Consider the following 17,203-nt stretch of genomic DNA (forward strand, 5'->3'; position numbering starts at 1 on the left):
TCCCACAGGGTTCAGCGCAGAACCTGTGGGAGCGGGCGTGCCCGCGAAGCTTTTGTATACAAAAACGCTTGATCTGTGGCATCCAATAGACAAAACGCATGGCCATGGCCGTGCCTTTTGCGCTGGCGTCTGAGAAAATGCCCGCACTATTTTTCCGGATGCCGACATGACTGCCCTGAAGAACGATCGTTTCCTGCGTGCACTGCTCAAGCAACCCGTAGACGTCACCCCGGTGTGGATGATGCGCCAGGCCGGGCGCTACCTGCCGGAGTACCGCGCCAGCCGTGCCAAGGCAGGCGATTTCATGAGCCTGTGCATGAACCCGCAGTTCGCCTGCGAGGTTACCTTGCAGCCGCTGGACCGCTATCCGCTGGACGCGGCGATCCTGTTCTCCGACATCCTTACCATCCCCGATGCCATGGGCCTGGGCCTGTACTTCGAAACCGGCGAAGGCCCGCGTTTCAGGAAGGTCGTCAGTACCCCGGCCGATATCGAAGCCCTGCCGGTTCCCGACCCGCAAAAAGACCTGGGCTACGTGATGGATGCAGTCAGCACCATCCGCCGCGAACTCAACGGCCGCGTTCCGCTCATCGGTTTTTCCGGTAGCCCCTGGACCCTGGCCACCTACATGGTCGAAGGCGGGTCGTCGAAGGACTTCCGCAAGACCAAGGCCATGGCCTATGACAACCCGCAAGCGCTGCACCTGCTGCTGGACAAGCTGGCCCAGTCGGTGACCAGCTACCTCAACGGGCAGATCCTTGCCGGTGCCCAGGCCGTGCAGATCTTCGACACCTGGGGCGGCAACCTGTCAGCGGCGGCCTACCAGGAGTTCTCCCTCGCCTACATGCGCAAGATCGTCAGCGGCCTGATCCGCGAGCATGAAGGGCGCAAGGTGCCGGTCATCCTGTTCACCAAGAACGGTGGCCTGTGGCTTGAAAGCATCGCCGAGGCCGGTGCCGATGCCCTGGGCCTGGACTGGACCTGTGACATTGGCGACGCCCGTCGCCGTGTGGGCGACAAGGTGGCCTTGCAGGGCAACATGGACCCGACCGTGCTGTACGCCAAGCCAGAGGCCATCCGCCAGGAAGTGGCGCGCATCCTGGCCAGCTACGGCCACGGCAACGGCCACGTGTTCAACCTGGGCCACGGCATCACCCCGGAAGTCGACCCGGAGCACGCAGGCGTGTTCATCAACGCGGTGCACGAGCTGTCGGCGCAATACCACGTTTGAGTTTCCAGGCTCCCCGAACCAGGGTTTGGGGAGCCCGTGCCTGCCGCTGCCGTGCATTTCCGAAAATGTGCCGAACGTTCAGCCGTATTCCTACATATAGGCACAGATGTTTCTTCTAATGTCCGACCTCCCTTGAGCAGAGGGCACATTCGCCGCGCGTGAATGTGCCCTTTTGCATTCAACCTTCGGAGTTCGTGATGAATACAAGAAAAACCCTGCGCAGAAGCGTTGTTGCCACCGGTGTGTGGATGGCTATCGCAGGTGCAGGTTTGCAGGTTCAGGTTGCCCAGGCACACGGACATCTGGCTGACCCGCCTTCACGTGCAGCGCTGTGCCATGCCAACCACAAGAATCTGAACAGCAACTGTGGCGGCGCTCAGTACGAACCGTGGTCGGTCGGTGAGGCCATTGGGCGATTCCCGGCGGCCGGCCCTGTTGACGGGAAAATTGCCAGCGGTGGTGTCCGTGGCGATTTCGGTGCCCTCGACGAGCAGTCGGCCAACCGCTGGCATCTGACCCCCATCGTTGACCGGAACATTCAGTTCGACTGGCATTACCAGGCGCCGCACCCGGTAACCACGTGGGAATACTTCATCACCAAAGCCGACTGGAACCCCAATACCGCACTGAGCCGCGCCTCGTTCGACGACGCGCCGTTCTGTGTAGTCGATGGCAACAACCAGGTGCCTGCCAGCGGCACTGGCACCAACCCCAAGCATAGCTGCACCTTGCCAGCCGATCGTGCAGGCCAGCACGTGATTCTGGGTGTCTGGAAAGTGGGGGATACCGACAAGGCCTTCCATAGCGTGGCTGACGTCGATATTCAACTTGACGGCGGGCCTGCGCCCGAATGGCCGCGCCTGGCCGAGATCAGCGCCAGCCGAGACCTTGAAGTGGGCGACCAGGTGACGGCCCGCGCATTCGATGCCAATGGCGAGCGTCCGTCGCACCATGTGAGCGTCACCATCGACAACGCCGAAGAAGGTATCGCTGCCAACTGGGCTTACAAGCTCGCCAGGCAGATCAACGAAACCCAGACGCTGGTCCGTGCCGGGCAAATGGACGCCGACGGCAACATCGAGCCTGTCCAGGGCTCCAACAGCATCTTCGCCAAAGCCGAAAGTGGCCTGACCAACTACATCCTCGACTTCAAGGCCGCTGCCGGTGAGCCCGCCACCCTGCACCTGCATGATGTCAAACCTGAGTACACCATCGCTGATGGCCAGGGTAGCGTGGACTTTACCGTCATGACCAACAAGGCCTTGACTGTATCGGCGCGGCTGTTCGACGCCAGCAACAAGCAGGTCGCCTACGCACGGCAACTGGTCAACGGCAGCGCGCCGTTCGCCTTGAACGTCGCCAGCGTGCCAGGTGAGCACACCCTCAAGGTCGTCGGCGTGGACAAGCGCGAGCGCGAGCTGCTGCAGGATGAGCGCACGGTCCAGCTCAAGGCATCGGGTGACGGGTCGTACGACTTTGTCTTCCCGGAGTCGCTGTCCAGCTACCAGGCCGGCACCAAGGTACTGCAGCCCAAGAATGGCAAGGTCTACGAGTGCCAGCCCTTCCCGAACTCGGGTTACTGCGTGCAGTACTCCGCCAATGCCGCCCAGTTCGAGCCAGGTACCGGCTCTCACTGGAACATGGCCTGGATCGAGAAGTAATGCAGCACACCTGGCCCCTCGACGGGGGGCCAGGCCCTTCGAGTACTGTTTATGCAAGCACGAAAATATGCCTGGCAGCAGATCCTCCTGCACTGGGTCTCTGCCTTGGTCATCATTTGGGTACTGCTCAGCGGCTTCTACGTGGCGCACCTGAATGTCACCCCGACCACGTTTCACTTGGTTGCGTTCGTCAACGTGGCCATGACCACCCTGTTCATCCCGATATTCCTGCTGCGCTGGCTGCTGCGGCGGACCCTGTTCAAACCCGGCAGCCTGGAGGGTGCAGCCAGGGGCGAGCGGATCGCCCATCTTGTCCATGAAGGTTTGTACTGGACCACCGCGATCGTGCTGCTGTCCGGCGTATTGATGATGGACCGGCCCATCGACGTGTTCGGCTGGTTCACCCTCGCGCCGCTGTTGAGCGAACCGTTCTGGCACGGCCTGTGGTTCAAGGTCCACATCTGCGCGTGCCTGCTGCTGGCCCTAGGCGTGTCGGTGCACATTGGCGCCGTGGTGCTGCATGAGCTGGCCGGGCGCCGTGTACTGCGGCGCATGCTGCCCTGATTCGGATGAAGCGCTCATCGCATGTGATCTGGCTGGCGCTGGTGCTGGTAACGCTTGCCGGGCTGATAGCGCGGGAACGGCTGTATCCATTAACTGCGCCCCCGCTGCTGCCGGCCTCGGCGCTGGTCACGGCAGCCGCCCCGGAGCAACCGTTCTCGACGACCGCCCTGGCCTTGGCATTCGGCTTTCAGCCTGAGCGCCAGCGGTCTAGCCGGGCGGACATCACGCTCAAGGCCTGCTTCGTATCCAGCCAGGGCGGGGCGCGGGCGTTGGTGAAAAGCGCTGGGGGCGAGGCTGTCTACCGGGTGGGTGAGCGGATTGCGGGCCACGGTGTGCTGCGCCGTATCGATGTGCGCTCCATCGTGCTGTGGGTCGACGGCCGCGAGGAAGTCGTGGCGTTGGCTATCCCTGGCCCCAGCGTTTTTCTGCCCATGGGGGCGGCCCCTCGCCCGCGCCCGGTTTCTGATCCTTCATCCCGCCTGTTGCGGGAGGTGCAATGACTTTCAAGCGATATTTGCAAGGCGCCTCGTTCGGCGCCTGTTTGACCCTGTGCTGTTCCCTGGCGCTGGCTGAAATGCCCACCTGGCAACTGGCGATGAGCGATGCCGACGTACGCGAGGTGGTGCGTGAGGTGGGGGAAATCCTCGACCAGACCATCATCCTCGACCCCCGCGTGCAGGGGCGCATCACCGTGCTTTCCAACGAAGCCCTGGACCGCGAAGGCATACGCCGGCTGTTCTACTCGGTGCTCAACGCCCAGGGCTTTGCCGCCGTGAATGATGGCGACCGTTTGCTGGTGCTGCCGGCGAGCGAAGCCAAGGCCTGGGCCAACCAACAGGTGGAGGCCATACCGGCCGCGTTCACCACGCGCGTCTTTACCTTGTCGGGCAGCGTCGCTGCCGACCTGGCCGGCCTGTTGCGGCCGTTGGTGTCCAGCAGCGGCTACATTGGCCCCTCCAGCTCGGCCAACGCCTTGGTGGTGACCGACTCTGCAGCCAACCTTGAACGCTTGGAGAGCCTGGTCTTGCAGCTGGACAGCGGCCAGCGGCACGACTATGAGCTGGTGACCCTGCATAACGCCCAGACCGAGGCCGTGTTCGCCGTGGTCGAAGCGGCCGCCGGGGGGCCGGACAGCGGTGTGCAGGTGGTGGCCGACGCCAACGGTAGCCGCCTGCTGATCCTCGGCCCGGCCAAGTCCAGGCAGCGCCTGGCACAACTGACCCGTTCGCTGGATGTGGCGGCACCCGCCACCGCGCAGAACTGGCGTGTGGTGCGCTTGCAGCACAGTAACGCCGAGCAGCTTGCCGACGTGCTGGGTGAGGTGGGCAAGCGCCTGGATGGCGCGCCGGGCACCCGTGACTTGGGCGCCAACCTCACTGGCGACGCCGTGGTCAAGGCCGATGCCGACCAGAATGCGCTGGTGCTGCTGGGCGAGCCGCAGACACTGGGCAGCGTCGAGCAGATCATCCAGCAATTGGACCAGCCACGGGCGCAGGTCCTCATCCATGCGGCAATCGTCGAAGTCAGCGGCAGCATCGATGAAGCGTTGGGTGTGCAGTGGGGCGTGGGCACCGGCGGGCTCAACGGCGGGGTCACGTTCAGCGAAAGTGGCACCGGGCTGGCCGACCTGCTGGGCAAGGAGGCCAAGCTGCCGGGTGGTGCTGCCCTGGCCATTGGCACGGACCGTTTTGCCGCGCTGATATCGGCCTTGGCCAGCAGCAGCCGCAGCAACCTGTTGTCCACGCCAAGCCTGTTGACCCTGGACAACCAGGAGGCGCATATCCTGGTGGGGCAGAACGTCGCCTTCAAGACCGGCTCCTACGTTACCCCCGGCAGTGGTTCGGAGAACCCGTTCACCACAGTCGAACGCAAGGATATCGGTATCAGCCTGAAGGTGCGCCCGCACATCAATGAGGGGCAAAGCCTGCGCCTGGAGGTCGAGCAGGAAAGCTCCGAAATCGCGCCGAGCACGGCCGAGAACGACCTGGTCACCAACAAGCGTACGCTCAAGAGCACCATCCTGGCCTCCGACGGCGAGATCATCGTGATTGGCGGCCTGATCAAGGACAGCATGCGCAAGGTCGAGCGTGGGGTACCGTTGCTCAGCCGCATTCCGTGGCTTGGCGGTCTGTTCCGCTGGCGCAGCGACATTCAGGAGAAAACCAACCTGATGGTCTTCCTGCGCCCGACCATTCTGCGTAGCCAGGCGGAGCGGGTCGAGGTTGGGCGCAGGGCCTACGACGGGGTGCGCGCCGCCGATGATTCGCCCTTGCCGGCTGATGCCCAGCGCCTGTTCGAGCCGCGTCGCTTGCCAAGCGCGCAAGTGCCACAGCCATGAGCCCTGAGCTGCCATTCGGCTTTGCCCGGCGTCACGGGATCCTGCTCGACCGCCAGGCGCCCGAGCCGGTGCTGATGATGCGAGAAGGCGCGTCCCTGGCCGCCCTGGCCGAAGCCTGCCGCTTGCTGGGCAATACCTGGCCGCTGCGCCAGGTGAGCGAAGCCGACTTCGCCGAGCGCCTGGCCAGTTGCTACGGCCTGGGTGAGGATGCCGCGCAATCGATCGTTCAGAGCCTGGACCAGGAAATCGACCTGCCACGGCTGGCCGAGGCCTTCCCGCAAACCAGCGACCTGCTCGAGCAGCAAGACGATGCGCCGATCATCCGCCTGCTCAATGCCCTGTTCAGCGAAGCGGTGCGCTCGCGGGCCTCGGATATCCACCTGGAAACCTTCGAGCATCAGCTGCGCGTGCGCATGCGCATCGACGGCGTCATGCGCGAAGTGCTGTCGCCCCCGCGGGAACTGTCTGCCCTGCTGGTTTCGCGTATCAAGGTCATGGCGCGCCTGGACATCGCCGAGAAGCGCGTGCCCCAGGACGGTCGCATCAGCCTGCGCCTGGCTGGCCATGAAGTCGACGTGCGCGTTTCGACCCTGCCTGCCACCCATGGCGAGCGGGTGGTGCTGCGGTTGCTGGACAAGCAGGCCGTGCGCCTGGACATCGACCACATGCAGATGCCGGCGGCTGTGCGTGCTGGCTTCATGAGCATGCTGGAAAAGCCACACGGCATTTTCCTGGTCACCGGCCCAACCGGCTCGGGCAAGACCACCACCTTGTACACCGCGCTTGCGTACCTGAACCAGGAGTCGCGCAATATCCTCACCGTGGAGGACCCGATCGAGTACCACCTGGCCGGCATCGGGCAAACCCAGGTCAACCCCAAGGTCGACATGACCTTCGCCCGTGGCCTGCGCGCCATTCTGCGTCAGGACCCGGACGTGGTCATGGTGGGCGAAATCCGCGACAAGGAAACCGCCAACATCGCGGTGCAGGCGTCGCTGACGGGCCACCTGGTACTTTCCACCCTGCACACCAACAGCGCGCTGGGGGCAATCACGCGGCTTGCCGACATGGGCATCGATACCTGTCTGCTGGCTTCGTCGCTGGCCGGGGTGATGGCCCAGCGCCTGGTACGCCGGCTCTGCCCGCACTGCAAGGTGGCCTGCGAGGTGGACCAGGCCATGGCCAGCGCCTTGGGCAACCCTGCCGGGCTGCCCGCGCAGCTTTACCAGGCGCAGGGCTGCAGTGAATGCCAGGCGGGCTACAGTGGGCGCCTGGCCTTGCACGAGATGGTGGTGGTCAAGCCCGCACTGGCTCAGGCGATCCACACCCAGGCATCCCAGGCTGCCATGCATGAACTGATTCGCCAGGACACGCCGAGCCTGTTCCAGCACGGTGTTCAGCGTGTCTGCCAAGGGCAGACCAGCGTGGCAGAGCTGCTGCGCGTGACCGGGCAGGACTGACATGCCGCTGTTTCGCTATCAGGCCCAGGATGCCAAGGGCGCCCGCCAGCGCGGTACGCTGGAAGCCCCAGGGGCGCGTCAGGCTCGGCAAACCTTGCGCGAGCAAGGCTGGCAGGTGCTGAAACTGCGCCCCGTGCCGCGGTCACTGCTGGCGGGCGTGCTGAACCGCAGCGGTTTGAGCCTGGCCCGGCGCTCGCTGCTGACCCGCCAGCTGGCGACCCTGCTGCAGGCCGGGCTGCCGTTGACCGAAGCCTTGCAGGCGGTTGCCGAGCAAGGCACCCGGCGCCAGGAGCGGCAGGTGTTGCGCGGCGTGGCAGAGCGGGTTGCCGAAGGCCATGCCCTGGCCCAGGCACTGGCCCATTACCCGCGGGCGTTCCCGGTCATCTACCGGGCCACCGTGGCCGCAGCGGAGCGCTCCGGGCGCTTGGCGGACGTGCTCGAACGTTTGGCCGCGCATGGCGAGGACGAGCAAGCCTTGCGGCAGAAAGTGCAGCTGGCCATGGTCTACCCGGTGATTCTGCTGGCCGTCTCGTTGCTGGTGGTGGGGTTTCTGCTGGGCTATGTCGTGCCTGATGTGGTGCAGGCATTCTCCCGCGACCAGGCGCGCCTGCCGTTGGCCACGCAAGTGCTGATTGCCCTGAGCGATGCCGCCAACCAGTACGGCCTGGCAGCGCTCACGCTGCTGCTGGCCGGCATTGCTCTGGGCGCGTGGGCCCTGCAACAACCGCCATGGCGTAGCCGGTGGCATGCCTTGGCACTGCGCCTGCCAGGTTATGGCGAATTCGCGCGGGCCAGCGAGGCGGCGCGGTTCATCAGCACCCTGGCGATCCTGGGGCGCAGCGGCGTGGCCTTGGTAGAAGCGATGAACATCGCTGCGGCGGTGATCGGCAACCTCACCCTGCGCGAGCGTCTGCTGCAGGCCGCCCGCGAGCTGGCCGAGGGCAGCGCCTTGGCCAGTTGCCTGACACGCAGCGACACCCTGCCACCGCTCATGCTGCACATGATCGCCAGCGGCGAACGCGCCGGTGAACTGGACACCATGCTTGAACGTGCCGCAGACCTCCAGGCCAGGCAACTGGCAGGGCGTATCGCGCTGCTGGTGAGCCTCTGCGAACCCCTGATGCTGCTGGTGATGGGGGGCATCGTGCTGTTCATCGTGCTGGCCATCCTGCTGCCGATCCTCAACCTCAACCAACTGGTCAACTGACATGTCCCTTCGTTCTACACGCCACGCGCAACGTGGCTTCACACTCATCGAAATCATGGTGGTGGTCATCATCCTGGGCGTGCTTGGCGCGCTGGTGCTGCCCAACGTGATGAGCCGTCCCGACCATGCCAAGCTGACCGCAGCCCGCACCGACCTGCAGTCAATCGCCACCGCGCTGGAAATCTATCGGCTGGACAACGGCCGTTATCCAACGTCCGCGCAGGGCCTGGACGCCTTGGTCACACGCCCCAGCGTGGCGCCATTGCCGCGCAACTGGAGTACCCAGGGCTATCTGAAGCGTACGCCTACCGACCCTTGGGGCTCGCCTTACCAGTACGTGAACCCGGGCAGCCGTTCGAACCAGGGCTATGACCTTTACTCGCTGGGTGCCGACGGGCAGCCGGGCGGCGAACAGATGGATGCCGATATCGGTAACTGGTCTGAATGAAACGGCCCCGCGCGCAAGGCTTCACACTGCTGGAACTGTTGCTGGTCCTGCTGCTGCTGAGCATCGTCATGGGCATGGCGGGGCTCGGTATCGGGCGCGACCCGCAGCGCCTGGCCAGCCAGGAGGCCAACCTGTTCCTGCAACTGGTGCAACACGCACGGCAACAGGCTGTGCTGGAGGGCGTGGCGCTGGGTATCCGAATCGACCCGCAAGGCTATCAGCTGCTGAAGGCCCGCGGTGACAGCTGGGAGCCCGCGGGCCAGCAGCGCGATATTGGCCTGGACCTGCGCCTGCAGATCGATGGGCTGCCAGTGCCACCCGCCGTGCCTGGCAAGGCGCCGCAACTGGTGATGTACGGCAATGACGAGCACACGCCGTTTTCCCTGTATTTCGAGGCCGACACCGTGCGCCTGGTCTCCCTGTCGAGCGATGGCCTCAATGCCCCGCAGTTCCAGCCCTGAACGCGGCTTCACCCTGCTCGAGGTGTTGGTCGCGCTGGCGATCTTCGCGGTGCTGGCCGTGGCGGTGAGCACGGCCAGCCAGCGCATACTGGTGCAGTCGCAGGGGTTGCAGGACCGTCTTTTTGCCAGCTGGGTCGCCGACAACCACCTGCTGGAAATGCGCCTGCAACCGGCCCTGGCGCCCGGCCAGCGCAGTGTGGAGGTGATGTTCGGCCAGCGTCGCTGGCTGCTGCAGGAAAGCCGCCGACGGCTGGGCGGGGCTGGCCTGCTGGAGGTTCAGGTGCGCGTGGGCCTTGCGGCCGATCGCCAGGTGTTGCACCAGGCCACCGGGTGGCAGGGGGGCAGCGATGCTTCACGCTAGGCCCCGCCAGCGCGGTTTCACCTTGATCGAACTGCTGCTGGCCATGGCCCTCTTTGCCTTGTTGGCGGTGGGCAGTGCGCGTGTGCTGGATGTGGTCATGCGGGCCGAGCGTGCGCGCCAGGCCCAGGCCGAGCAGTTGCATGCGCTGGGCAGGGCCATGAGCCTGATCCAGCGCGATGCCTTGCAAGGGTATCTGCCGGCGAGCCTGGGCAAGGGCGGTTACGGCATCCTGCTGAACGGCGACCGGGCCCAATGGCTGACCCGCGAACCCGACCATCAGGCGCTCAAGCGCAGCGAACTGAGGGTGGTCGAATACTGGCTCGCCGACGGCGTGCTGTGGCGCCAGCGGCGCACCCAGGGGCAGGGCCAGCCGCGCCCGCAGCGTTTGCTCGAAGGTGTGGGCGAACTGCAGTGGCGCCTGCATGTACCCGGTAGCGGCTGGCAGGCGCATTGGCCAATGGCCCAGCGCCGGGCCCTGCCACCGCAGGCGCTGGAGGTGACCCTGTCCACCCGGCGCTTGGCGCAGATTCGGCGGGTACTGCCGCTTGGCGGGGCCAGCCAGTGAAGCGGCAACGGCAGAAGGGGCTGGCGTTGATTACCGTGCTGCTGGTGATGGCGCTGCTGACGTTATTGGTAGCCGGCATGTTGCACAGCCATCGCCTGCTGCTTGGCGGTGTTGCCCAGCAGCTCGATGCCACGCGCCTGTTGCGCCTGGCGCAAGCCGGCGAACAACAGGCGCTTGCGAGCCTGCGGGGTGAGGTAGGGGAGATCCTGCAGGTGACCCACGGGCGGCAGGGCTGGGGCCAACCCCGTGTGTTGACCTTGGGCGAAGGCCGGGTGCAACTACAGCTGGAGGACCTCGCAGGGCGCTTCAACCTCGGCGCCCTGACCGCAGGTAAAACCCCCGACCCCTTGCTGCTCGAGCGTTGGCAGCGCCTGTGCCATGCACTGCAGGTGGCGCCGCCGGCCTTGGAGGCGCTGGCGGGCCAGCCGCTGCTGGACCCTACCCAGTTGCGGGCCCTGCCGGGCGTCACTGCCGAGGTGATGGCGCGTTTGCAGCCTTGGGTAGTGGTGTTGCCCAAGGAGGCGCGGCTCAACATCAACACGGCCCCGGCACGCCTGTTGGCAGCACTGGCGGAGTTGTCGCCAGCGGTGGCCGCCGACCTGGTACGGCAACGCCCCGAGGCGGGCTACCCGACGGTGGAGCGTTTTCTGGCCTCTGCGCAATTGGAAGGCGTGGGCGTGAACAGGCGCGGGCTTGCCGTGACCAGCCGCTGGTTTCGCCTTGAGGTGCAGGCACAGCAGGCAGGGAGGCGCATGTACCTGTACAGCGACCTGGAGATCGACTTGAACACGCACCAGGTTCGTGTGGTGCGGCGTGTGTTTACTGCAATGCGGGAGCGAAGAGCAGATGAGTGAAACCTGGCTGTACCTATTGCCCGCGGGCGTTGCGGCGGCCGATGCGCAGTGGCCGGTGTGGCTGCGAGCAGCCGATCGCAGCGTGCGCAAGACGCGTCTGGACGCGCTCGGGGCGACCCTGGCCGGCCCTGTGATCCTTGTCTTGCCGATGGAAATGCTCGGCAGTTGCGAAATCGGCCCCGTGCCAGGCAAGCGGCCGAAGCCTGAAGCATTGGCCTACGCCGCCGAAGAGCAGTTGGCAGCGGCGCTGGAATCGGTGCACCTGGTTTTTGCCGCAGCGGATATGCAAGGGCACCGCCGTGCGCTGGTGATAGAGCGTCAGGTGCTGCGCAATGTCTTGGCCTTGTTGCAAACCCTGGGTATCGACCCGGCCGCGGTCCATGTCGACGCCGACCTGCTGGGTGGCGAGCAGCCCAGTGCACTGTGGCTTGATGGGCGCTGGCTGGTGGGCGGCGGAGGTGGGCCGTGGCTGGTCGCCACGCCCCAGGCAGCCGAAATCGTGGCGCGGCAATTGCCGCCGATGGCCTGGCAGGCCGCCGCTGCCGATGGCGGGCAACCGCTGGTCAACCACAGGGTCGACAATGCCTTCCAGACCTTGCTGCAAGGGCGAGCCAAGGCGCTGGACCTGCGCCAGGGGCCATTCCGCCGTCAGCGCCTGGCGTTACCCTGGTCGGCGTTGGCGGGCGCAGTGCTGCTGGGCTTCGCCATGCTGTGCGTGGCCGATCATTGGCGTGTCGAGGGGCTGTTGCAGCGCGTGGCTCAACAGCATGCCGAAAACGTTCAGGCATTCCAGCGGTGGGCGCCCGGGCAGCCCGTCACCGGTGACCTGGCGGTGCGCGTCAGGGCGTTGCAGGCCGGCCCTCGTGCGACCACCCGCATGGAAGGCCTGGCGGCCGTCGCGCAGCCGCTGGTGGAAACCGGGAACATCACCCTCGAGCGGGCTGCGTTCAGCCCTGCGCAAGGGTGGCGTATGGATGTGCTGGCCCTAGGGTTCGATGACCTTGAGCGCTTGCGCCTGCTGGCCCCTGCCGTGCTGATGGACCAGGCCCGGCAGACCGCCCAAGGGGTGCGGGCAACCCTGACCTGGAGCGGGACTCGATGAAGCGCAGGTTTGAGCAGGCCCTTGTGCGCCAATGGCAAACGCTACCTGCCACTCGCCGGGCACTGCTCAGGGTCACGCTATGGGCTGTGGCCATGCTGGTGCTCTGGCAACTGGCCTGGGTGCCTGGCAAGCAGCGCTTGCTGCAGGCCGAGCTTGCCCATGGGCAGGCGCTGGAGCTGGCCGGGCAGTTGCAGCAGGTGGCGTCAGCGCCGGTCGGGGGGCGCGAAGCGGTACGGGCACTGACGCCCGCCGCGCTCAATGAGCGTGCCTTGGCCGCCGGTTTGCGCGTTGTCGGGCTGCAGGCTCGGGCCACTCAGCTCGACGTCAGCCTCGAAGGCCAGCCCACGGCAGTGCTGAGCTGGCTGCACACGCTGGAACGTGACGGCGCACAGCTGCGCAGTGTGCAGCTACAGGTGACTGGCGAGCAGTTGCAGGTGCAGCTGGCGCTGGAACTGGACGAAGCCTGGGGCGATTAAGATTGGATTCAGCCAGCTTCGGTAGGCTGTTCCCATCCAAACCGAAACAGGACCTGCCTCCATGAAAACCCGTTACCTTGCCCTGATCCTCGCCCCGCTGTTCAGCACTGCTGCCCTGGCTGCCGGCTATACTGGCCCGGGTGCGCAAGCAGTAACCACCGTGGCCGCTGCGAACGATGCCGCCGATGACACGCCGGTGGTGCTGCAGGGCTTCGTCACCAAGAAGATCAACAACGACGATAAATACGAATTCAAGGACAACACCGGCACCATCACCGTGGAAATCGATGATGAAGACCTGCCACCGACGCCATTCAACGACAAGACCAAGGTCAAGCTGACCGGTGAGGTGGAGAAACACCTGATGAGCCGTGAAGTGGATGTGGATATCGTCGAAATCATCAACTGATTCCCGGGCCAGTTCGCGGGCGTGCCCGCGAATGCCTCACCCCGACTTCGGTGGCAACTTGCTCAGGTGTAGCGCCACCAGCAACGCCACTGCCAGCAAGCTGCCTATGAACAGGCCGATGCCATTCCAGCCCCATTGGTGCCAGAACACCCCGCCCGCCGTACCGGCCACGCTCGAGCCGGCGTAATAGCTGAACAGGTACAGCGACGACGCCTGCCCCTTGGCTTTCAGCGCCCGCCGGCCGATCCAGCTACTGGCCACCGAGTGGGCGCCAAAGAAGCCGAAGGTGAACACCAGCATGCCCACGATCACCATGGCCAGTGGGCTGGCCAGGGTCATCAGCAAACCACACGCCATGACCACGATGCTGGCCCAGAACACCTTGCGTCGGCCCAGCTTGTCCGCCAAGGCGCCGACCTGCGCCGAGCTGTAGATGCCGGACAGGTACACCACCGACAGCAAGCCGACCAGTGCCTGGTTCATGTGGTAGGGCTCGGCCAGCAGGCGGTAGCCGATGTAGTTGAACAGGGTGACGAAGGCACCCATCAGCAGGAAGGCCTCCAGGAACAGCCAGGGCAGGCCGGCATCCTTGAAATGCATGACGAACCCGTCCAGCAGGCTGCGCGGGCTCATCGTTTGCGGGCGGAAATTGCGTGACTCCGGCAGCACCTTCCAGAACACCAGGGCGGCGCCCAGGGCCAGGCCGCCGATGGTCAGCATGGCTGTGTGCCAGCTGACGAAGTCGATCAACACGCCAGTGATCAGCCGCCCGCTCATGCCGCCAATGGCGTTGCCGCCGATGTACAAACCCATGGCCAGGCCAATGTGCTGGGGGTGGATCTCTTCGCTCAGGTAGGTCATGGCCACTGCTGCCAGGCCGCTCAGCGACAGGCCGACCAGCGCGCGGGTGGCCAGCACCAGTTCCCAGCTCGGCATCACCGCGCTGGCCAGGGTGGAGAGCGCGGCGCACACCAGGGCGAACACCATCACCGGCTTACGGCCGATGCGGTCCGAGATCGGGCCGGTGACAAGCAGGCCGAACGCCAGCATCGCGGTCGACACCGACAGCACCAGGCTGCTTTGTGCGGCGTTGATGGCGAATTCTTTAGACAGCAACGGCATCATCGGCTGTACGCAATACAGCAGGGCGAAGGTGGCGAAGCCGCCGCTGAACAGGGCCAGCACGGTCTTCATGAAGGCGGGGGTGCCTTTTTCGATCCACATGTCGGTCAAGGTGGCAGGTTCGAGTTCGATGGGCTGCGCGGCTACAGCAGTTTTCACGGCGGGTACCTCTGGTGCAATGAAAAAAGCATATAGCTGGCTAATGATTAGATCCAATATATTGTTCGACCTATTTAAGACGTTGTGCGACTTGTTTGGAGCGAACCATGGAACTGCGCCATCTGCGTTATTTCATTGCCGTGGCAGAAGAGCTGCACTTCGGCCGCGCCGCCCAGCAACTGGGCATTTCGCAACCGCCGCTGAGCCAGCAGATCCAGGCGCTGGAACAGGAGCTGGGGGCGCGCTTGTTCGAGCGCACCAACCGCCGGGTCGAGCTGAGCGAGGCAGGCCGGCTGTTCCTGGGCGAGGCGCGTCAGGTGCTGGCGCAGGTGGAGAAGGCCGCGGATGTGGCGCGGCGTGCACAACTGGGTGAATTGGGCGAGATGAAGATCGGCTTTACCTCCTCGGCCCCGTTCACATCGAAGATCCCCAAGGCCATTCATGCCTTTCGCCAGCGCTTCCCCGCAGTGCACCTGAACCTCAAGGAAATGAGCAGCCGCGATGTTGCCGAAGGGGTGTTCGATGAGTCCATCGAAGTCGGCCTGATGCGGCCAATGCCGCTGCCGGAAGGGTTGCTGGCCACCGAGCTGTTCCGCGAGCCACTGGTGGCGGTGATCAATGCCTCACACCCGCTGGCCGAAGCCAGCGGGCAAGGCGTGCACATGGCGGCGCTGGCCCATGAGCCGTTCGTGTTCTTCCCGCGCAGCTATGGCAGCGGCTTGCATGCGCAGTTGCTGAGCCTGGCGCGGCAGGCCGGGTTCAGCCCGCATTTTGCCCAGGAGGCAGGGGAGGCGATGACCATCATCGGCCTGGTGTCGGCGGGGTTGGGGGTGTCGGTGCTGCCGGCCTCGTTCCAGCGCATGCGTATCGAAGGGGTGGTGTACCGCACCTTGCTCGACGAGGGGGCGATGACCGCGGTGTGGCTGGTGCAGCGCGAAGGCGGCGGGTCGGCCATGGCCAAGGCGTTTGCGCAGCTGCTTCAGGCGAATGGCACTGGCCATGGCGGCGACACCGCCACATACTCGGGCATTCGTTGAAACACGGAGGTCAACCATGCGGCGCGTGGTGTTCAATCAGAAAGGTGGCGTGGGCAAGTCGAGCATCGCCTGCAACCTGGCGGCGGTCAGTGCCAATGAAGGCTACCGGACCCTGCTGATCGACCTGGATGCCCAGGCCAACTCGACACAGTACCTCACCGGGCTGACGGGTGAGGATATCCCCATGGGTATCGCCGATTTCTTCAAGCAGAGCCTGTCCAGCGGGCCATTCAGCAAGAAGAACAGGGTGGATATCTATGAAACCCCGTTCGACAACCTGCATGTGGTGACTGCAACGCCTGAACTGGCCGACCTGCAGCCCAAGCTCGAGGCCAAGCACAAGATCAACAAGCTGCGTAAGCTGCTCGATGAGCTAGACGAGGATTACGAGCGGATCTACATCGACACCCCGCCGGCGCTTAATTTTTATGCAGTTTCGGCGCTGATCGCGGCTGACCGTGTGCTGATTCCCTTCGACTGCGACAGCTTTTCGCGCCAGGCCCTGTATGGCCTGCTGGCCGAAATTGAAGACCTCAAGGAAGACCATAACGAAGACCTCGTAGTCGAAGGCATCGTGGTCAACCAGTTCCAGTCGCGTGCCAGCCTGCCGCAGCAGATGCTCGACGAACTGCTGGCCGAAGGGCTGCCGGTGCTGCCGGTGTACCTTGGCAGCTCGGTGAAGATGCGTGAATCGCACCACGCCAGCCTGCCGCTGATTCACCTGGAGCCCAGGCACAAGCTGACGCAGCAGTTTGTCGAGTTGCATGATTTGCTGGAGCGCAGCGAGTAGGTATCTAGCCCGCCTCCTTAGTGGGGTAACAAGTACCGGCGTGTGGTTGAGATGCAATACCGCGCCGGTATCGCCTGGGTGAAGTTCGTCGGTACGCACAAGCGCTATGACGAGATTGATGTGGAGACAATCTGTGAATATTAAGCCGATTCGTAACGAGGACGATCTTCGAGCAGCATTCCAGCGCCTCGAAGCCATTTTTCAGTCTGAAGCGGGCACGCCTGAGGCTGATGAAATGGAAGTGCTTGTGACACTGATCGAAGTGTACGAGAACAGGCACTATCCCATTCACCCCGCCAATCCCATCGAGGCTATCAAGTTTTGTATGGATCAGCAGGGGCTCACGCCAAGAGATCTTGAACCGTACATCGGTCCAAGCGGGCGAGTTTCGGAAGTACTGAGCGGGAAGCGCGGGCTGAGCCTTTCCATGATCAAGCGCCTGCATGATGGCCTTCGCATTCCCTATGAGTCGCTGCTGGCAAGCGCTTGAAAACTAAACCCCCTGGCTGCGCACCCACTCCAACAACGCCTGGAGTGGAAACGCCCCGGCCTGGCGGCTGACTTCGCGGCCGTTCTTGAACAGCAGCAGGCTGGGGATCGAGCGGATGCCCAGTTGCCCGGCCAGGTTGCGGTTGGCTTCGCTGTCGAGCTTGGCCAGGCGGCAGCGGCCGGCCAGTTGGCGGGCGGCTTGTTCGAAGGTGGGGGCGAACGATTTGCACGGGCCGCACCAGTCGGCCCAGACATCCACCAACAGCGGTAGGTCGCCTTTGATTTGGCTGGCGTAGCTGGCTTCGGTGAGTTCGAAAGGGGCGCTCAGCAGGACCTGCTGTTTGCAGCGGCCGCATTTCGGCGCGTCGCCCAGGCGCTCGGCAGGCAAGCGGTTGAGGCCGTTGCAGTGGGGGCAGGGGATGACCAGTGGTTCGGACATGTTGGTTCCTCGAGATTTTTGGGGCTGCTT

General features: G+C 64.6%; 21 protein-coding genes. 19 read left to right on the top strand and 2 right to left on the bottom strand.

Annotated elements, in window-relative coordinates; genetic code table 11:
- Nucleotides 1-166 precede the first annotated feature (166 nt).
- The 15 genes from hemE (at nt 167) to GYA94_RS09295 (ending at nt 13,137) form a co-directional block, all read left to right on the top strand.
- Entirely contained in the window at nt 167-1,231 is a 1,065-nt protein-coding gene (gene hemE / locus GYA94_RS09225; protein ID WP_054904621.1) for a uroporphyrinogen decarboxylase, read from the top strand.
- Between the two features lie 197 nt (nt 1,232-1,428).
- Nucleotides 1,429-2,892, top strand: a complete 1,464-nt coding sequence (gbpA, locus tag GYA94_RS09230; protein WP_255326913.1) for an N-acetylglucosamine-binding protein GbpA — start codon at nt 1,429-1,431, stop codon at nt 2,890-2,892.
- A 51-nt stretch (nt 2,893-2,943) separates the two neighbouring features.
- The gene (locus GYA94_RS09235) at nt 2,944-3,456 is read left to right on the top strand and encodes a cytochrome b (RefSeq protein WP_029886142.1); all 513 of its coding nucleotides are present in this window, start codon (nt 2,944-2,946) and stop codon (nt 3,454-3,456) included.
- A 5-nt stretch (nt 3,457-3,461) separates the two neighbouring features.
- Complete coding sequence (locus GYA94_RS09240; RefSeq protein ID WP_110677629.1) at nt 3,462-3,956, top strand: type II secretion system protein N; 495 nt, start codon at nt 3,462-3,464, stop codon at nt 3,954-3,956.
- Nucleotides 3,953-5,794, top strand: coding sequence for a type II secretion system secretin GspD (gene gspD, locus GYA94_RS09245; protein ID WP_110677627.1), 1,842 nt, complete (start codon nt 3,953-3,955; stop codon nt 5,792-5,794). Before GYA94_RS09240 ends, gspD begins: the two co-directional genes overlap by 4 nt.
- Nucleotides 5,791-7,254, top strand: coding sequence for a type II secretion system ATPase GspE (gene gspE / locus GYA94_RS09250; RefSeq protein ID WP_161892179.1), 1,464 nt, complete (start codon nt 5,791-5,793; stop codon nt 7,252-7,254). The genes gspD and gspE overlap by 4 nt, the downstream gene beginning before the upstream one ends.
- A 1-nt stretch (nt 7,255) precedes the next feature.
- Nucleotides 7,256-8,461 (top strand): type II secretion system inner membrane protein GspF, encoded by a 1,206-nt coding sequence (gspF, locus tag GYA94_RS09255; protein ID WP_110677622.1) that lies wholly within the window; start codon nt 7,256-7,258, stop codon nt 8,459-8,461.
- A 1-nt stretch (nt 8,462) separates the two neighbouring features.
- Entirely contained in the window at nt 8,463-8,909 is a 447-nt protein-coding gene (gspG, locus tag GYA94_RS09260) for a type II secretion system major pseudopilin GspG (RefSeq protein ID WP_161892180.1), read from the top strand.
- The gene (gspH, locus tag GYA94_RS09265) at nt 8,906-9,370 is read left to right on the top strand and encodes a type II secretion system minor pseudopilin GspH (RefSeq protein WP_054904614.1); all 465 of its coding nucleotides are present in this window, start codon (nt 8,906-8,908) and stop codon (nt 9,368-9,370) included. Before gspG ends, gspH begins: the two co-directional genes overlap by 4 nt.
- Nucleotides 9,348-9,731, top strand: a complete 384-nt coding sequence (gspI, locus tag GYA94_RS09270) for a type II secretion system minor pseudopilin GspI (protein ID WP_110677620.1) — start codon at nt 9,348-9,350, stop codon at nt 9,729-9,731. Before gspH ends, gspI begins: the two co-directional genes overlap by 23 nt.
- Complete coding sequence (gspJ, locus tag GYA94_RS09275; RefSeq protein ID WP_161892181.1) at nt 9,718-10,296, top strand: type II secretion system minor pseudopilin GspJ; 579 nt, start codon at nt 9,718-9,720, stop codon at nt 10,294-10,296. The genes gspI and gspJ overlap by 14 nt, the downstream gene beginning before the upstream one ends.
- Nucleotides 10,293-11,150 (top strand): type II secretion system minor pseudopilin, encoded by an 858-nt coding sequence (locus GYA94_RS09280; RefSeq protein WP_110677616.1) that lies wholly within the window; start codon nt 10,293-10,295, stop codon nt 11,148-11,150. Before gspJ ends, GYA94_RS09280 begins: the two co-directional genes overlap by 4 nt.
- Nucleotides 11,143-12,252 (top strand): type II secretion system protein GspL, encoded by a 1,110-nt coding sequence (gspL, locus tag GYA94_RS09285; RefSeq protein ID WP_161892182.1) that lies wholly within the window; start codon nt 11,143-11,145, stop codon nt 12,250-12,252. The genes GYA94_RS09280 and gspL overlap by 8 nt, the downstream gene beginning before the upstream one ends.
- Nucleotides 12,249-12,728, top strand: coding sequence for a type II secretion system protein M (locus tag GYA94_RS09290; protein ID WP_161892183.1), 480 nt, complete (start codon nt 12,249-12,251; stop codon nt 12,726-12,728). The genes gspL and GYA94_RS09290 overlap by 4 nt, the downstream gene beginning before the upstream one ends.
- A gap of 61 nt (nt 12,729-12,789) precedes the next feature.
- Nucleotides 12,790-13,137, top strand: a complete 348-nt coding sequence (locus GYA94_RS09295) for a YgiW/YdeI family stress tolerance OB fold protein (protein ID WP_047149598.1) — start codon at nt 12,790-12,792, stop codon at nt 13,135-13,137.
- Nucleotides 13,138-13,173: 36 nt separating this feature from the next.
- On the opposite strand, the gene GYA94_RS09300 is transcribed toward GYA94_RS09295, so the two are convergent.
- Entirely contained in the window at nt 13,174-14,418 is a 1,245-nt protein-coding gene (locus GYA94_RS09300) for an MFS transporter (protein ID WP_029885849.1), read from the bottom strand.
- Nucleotides 14,419-14,525: 107 nt separating this feature from the next.
- On the opposite strand from GYA94_RS09300, the gene GYA94_RS09305 reads away from it, so the two are divergent.
- Genes GYA94_RS09305 through GYA94_RS09320 form a run of 4 tightly spaced genes read left to right on the top strand, consistent with a single transcriptional unit; the run spans nt 14,526 to nt 16,735 of the window.
- Nucleotides 14,526-15,455, top strand: coding sequence for a LysR family transcriptional regulator (locus GYA94_RS09305; protein ID WP_054912246.1), 930 nt, complete (start codon nt 14,526-14,528; stop codon nt 15,453-15,455).
- Nucleotides 15,456-15,471: 16 nt separating this feature from the next.
- Nucleotides 15,472-16,245 carry a ParA family protein gene (locus GYA94_RS09310; RefSeq protein ID WP_110677605.1) on the top strand — a complete coding sequence of 258 codons (774 nt, stop codon included), beginning with the start codon at nt 15,472-15,474 and terminating at the stop codon, nt 16,243-16,245.
- Nucleotides 16,246-16,296: 51 nt separating this feature from the next.
- Nucleotides 16,297-16,389 (top strand): type II toxin-antitoxin system HigB family toxin, encoded by a 93-nt coding sequence (locus GYA94_RS09315; RefSeq protein ID WP_232108561.1) that lies wholly within the window; start codon nt 16,297-16,299, stop codon nt 16,387-16,389.
- Nucleotides 16,379-16,735 (top strand): helix-turn-helix domain-containing protein, encoded by a 357-nt coding sequence (locus GYA94_RS09320; RefSeq protein ID WP_009684982.1) that lies wholly within the window; start codon nt 16,379-16,381, stop codon nt 16,733-16,735. The genes GYA94_RS09315 and GYA94_RS09320 overlap by 11 nt, the downstream gene beginning before the upstream one ends.
- A gap of 3 nt (nt 16,736-16,738) precedes the next feature.
- Here GYA94_RS09320 and trxC read toward each other — a convergent pair whose 3' ends face one another.
- Nucleotides 16,739-17,173, bottom strand: coding sequence for a thioredoxin TrxC (gene trxC / locus GYA94_RS09325; protein WP_054904607.1), 435 nt, complete (start codon nt 17,171-17,173; stop codon nt 16,739-16,741).
- Nucleotides 17,174-17,203 lie beyond the last annotated feature (30 nt).

The sequence above is a fragment of the Pseudomonas juntendi genome (genome assembly GCF_009932375.1).
In the GTDB taxonomy this organism is placed as follows: Bacteria; Pseudomonadota; Gammaproteobacteria; order Pseudomonadales; family Pseudomonadaceae; genus Aquipseudomonas; species Aquipseudomonas juntendi.

Bases quoted from the DNA above. Each gene is read 5' to 3' on its own strand.
- GYA94_RS09315 (WP_232108561.1), top strand. From the start codon at position 16,297: ATGCAATACCGCGCCGGTATCGCCTGGGTGAAGTTCGTCGGTACGCAC.
- GYA94_RS09235 (WP_029886142.1), top strand. From the start codon at position 2,944: ATGCAAGCACGAAAATATGCCTGGCAGCAGATCCTCCTGCACTGGGTC.
- GYA94_RS09240 (WP_110677629.1), top strand. From the start codon at position 3,462: ATGAAGCGCTCATCGCATGTGATCTGGCTGGCGCTGGTGCTGGTAACG.
- gspE (WP_161892179.1), top strand. From the start codon at position 5,791: ATGAGCCCTGAGCTGCCATTCGGCTTTGCCCGGCGTCACGGGATCCTG.
- gspG (WP_161892180.1), top strand. From the start codon at position 8,463: ATGTCCCTTCGTTCTACACGCCACGCGCAACGTGGCTTCACACTCATC.
- gbpA (WP_255326913.1), top strand. From the start codon at position 1,429: ATGAATACAAGAAAAACCCTGCGCAGAAGCGTTGTTGCCACCGGTGTG.
- trxC (WP_054904607.1), bottom strand. From the start codon at position 17,173: ATGTCCGAACCACTGGTCATCCCCTGCCCCCACTGCAACGGCCTCAAC.
- gspI (WP_110677620.1), top strand. From the start codon at position 9,348: ATGCCCCGCAGTTCCAGCCCTGAACGCGGCTTCACCCTGCTCGAGGTG.
- gspL (WP_161892182.1), top strand. From the start codon at position 11,143: ATGAGTGAAACCTGGCTGTACCTATTGCCCGCGGGCGTTGCGGCGGCC.
- gspF (WP_110677622.1), top strand. From the start codon at position 7,256: ATGCCGCTGTTTCGCTATCAGGCCCAGGATGCCAAGGGCGCCCGCCAG.
- GYA94_RS09310 (WP_110677605.1), top strand. From the start codon at position 15,472: ATGCGGCGCGTGGTGTTCAATCAGAAAGGTGGCGTGGGCAAGTCGAGC.
- hemE (WP_054904621.1), top strand. From the start codon at position 167: ATGACTGCCCTGAAGAACGATCGTTTCCTGCGTGCACTGCTCAAGCAA.
- gspD (WP_110677627.1), top strand. From the start codon at position 3,953: ATGACTTTCAAGCGATATTTGCAAGGCGCCTCGTTCGGCGCCTGTTTG.
- gspJ (WP_161892181.1), top strand. From the start codon at position 9,718: ATGCTTCACGCTAGGCCCCGCCAGCGCGGTTTCACCTTGATCGAACTG.
- gspH (WP_054904614.1), top strand. From the start codon at position 8,906: ATGAAACGGCCCCGCGCGCAAGGCTTCACACTGCTGGAACTGTTGCTG.
- GYA94_RS09295 (WP_047149598.1), top strand. From the start codon at position 12,790: ATGAAAACCCGTTACCTTGCCCTGATCCTCGCCCCGCTGTTCAGCACT.
- GYA94_RS09305 (WP_054912246.1), top strand. From the start codon at position 14,526: ATGGAACTGCGCCATCTGCGTTATTTCATTGCCGTGGCAGAAGAGCTG.
- GYA94_RS09290 (WP_161892183.1), top strand. From the start codon at position 12,249: ATGAAGCGCAGGTTTGAGCAGGCCCTTGTGCGCCAATGGCAAACGCTA.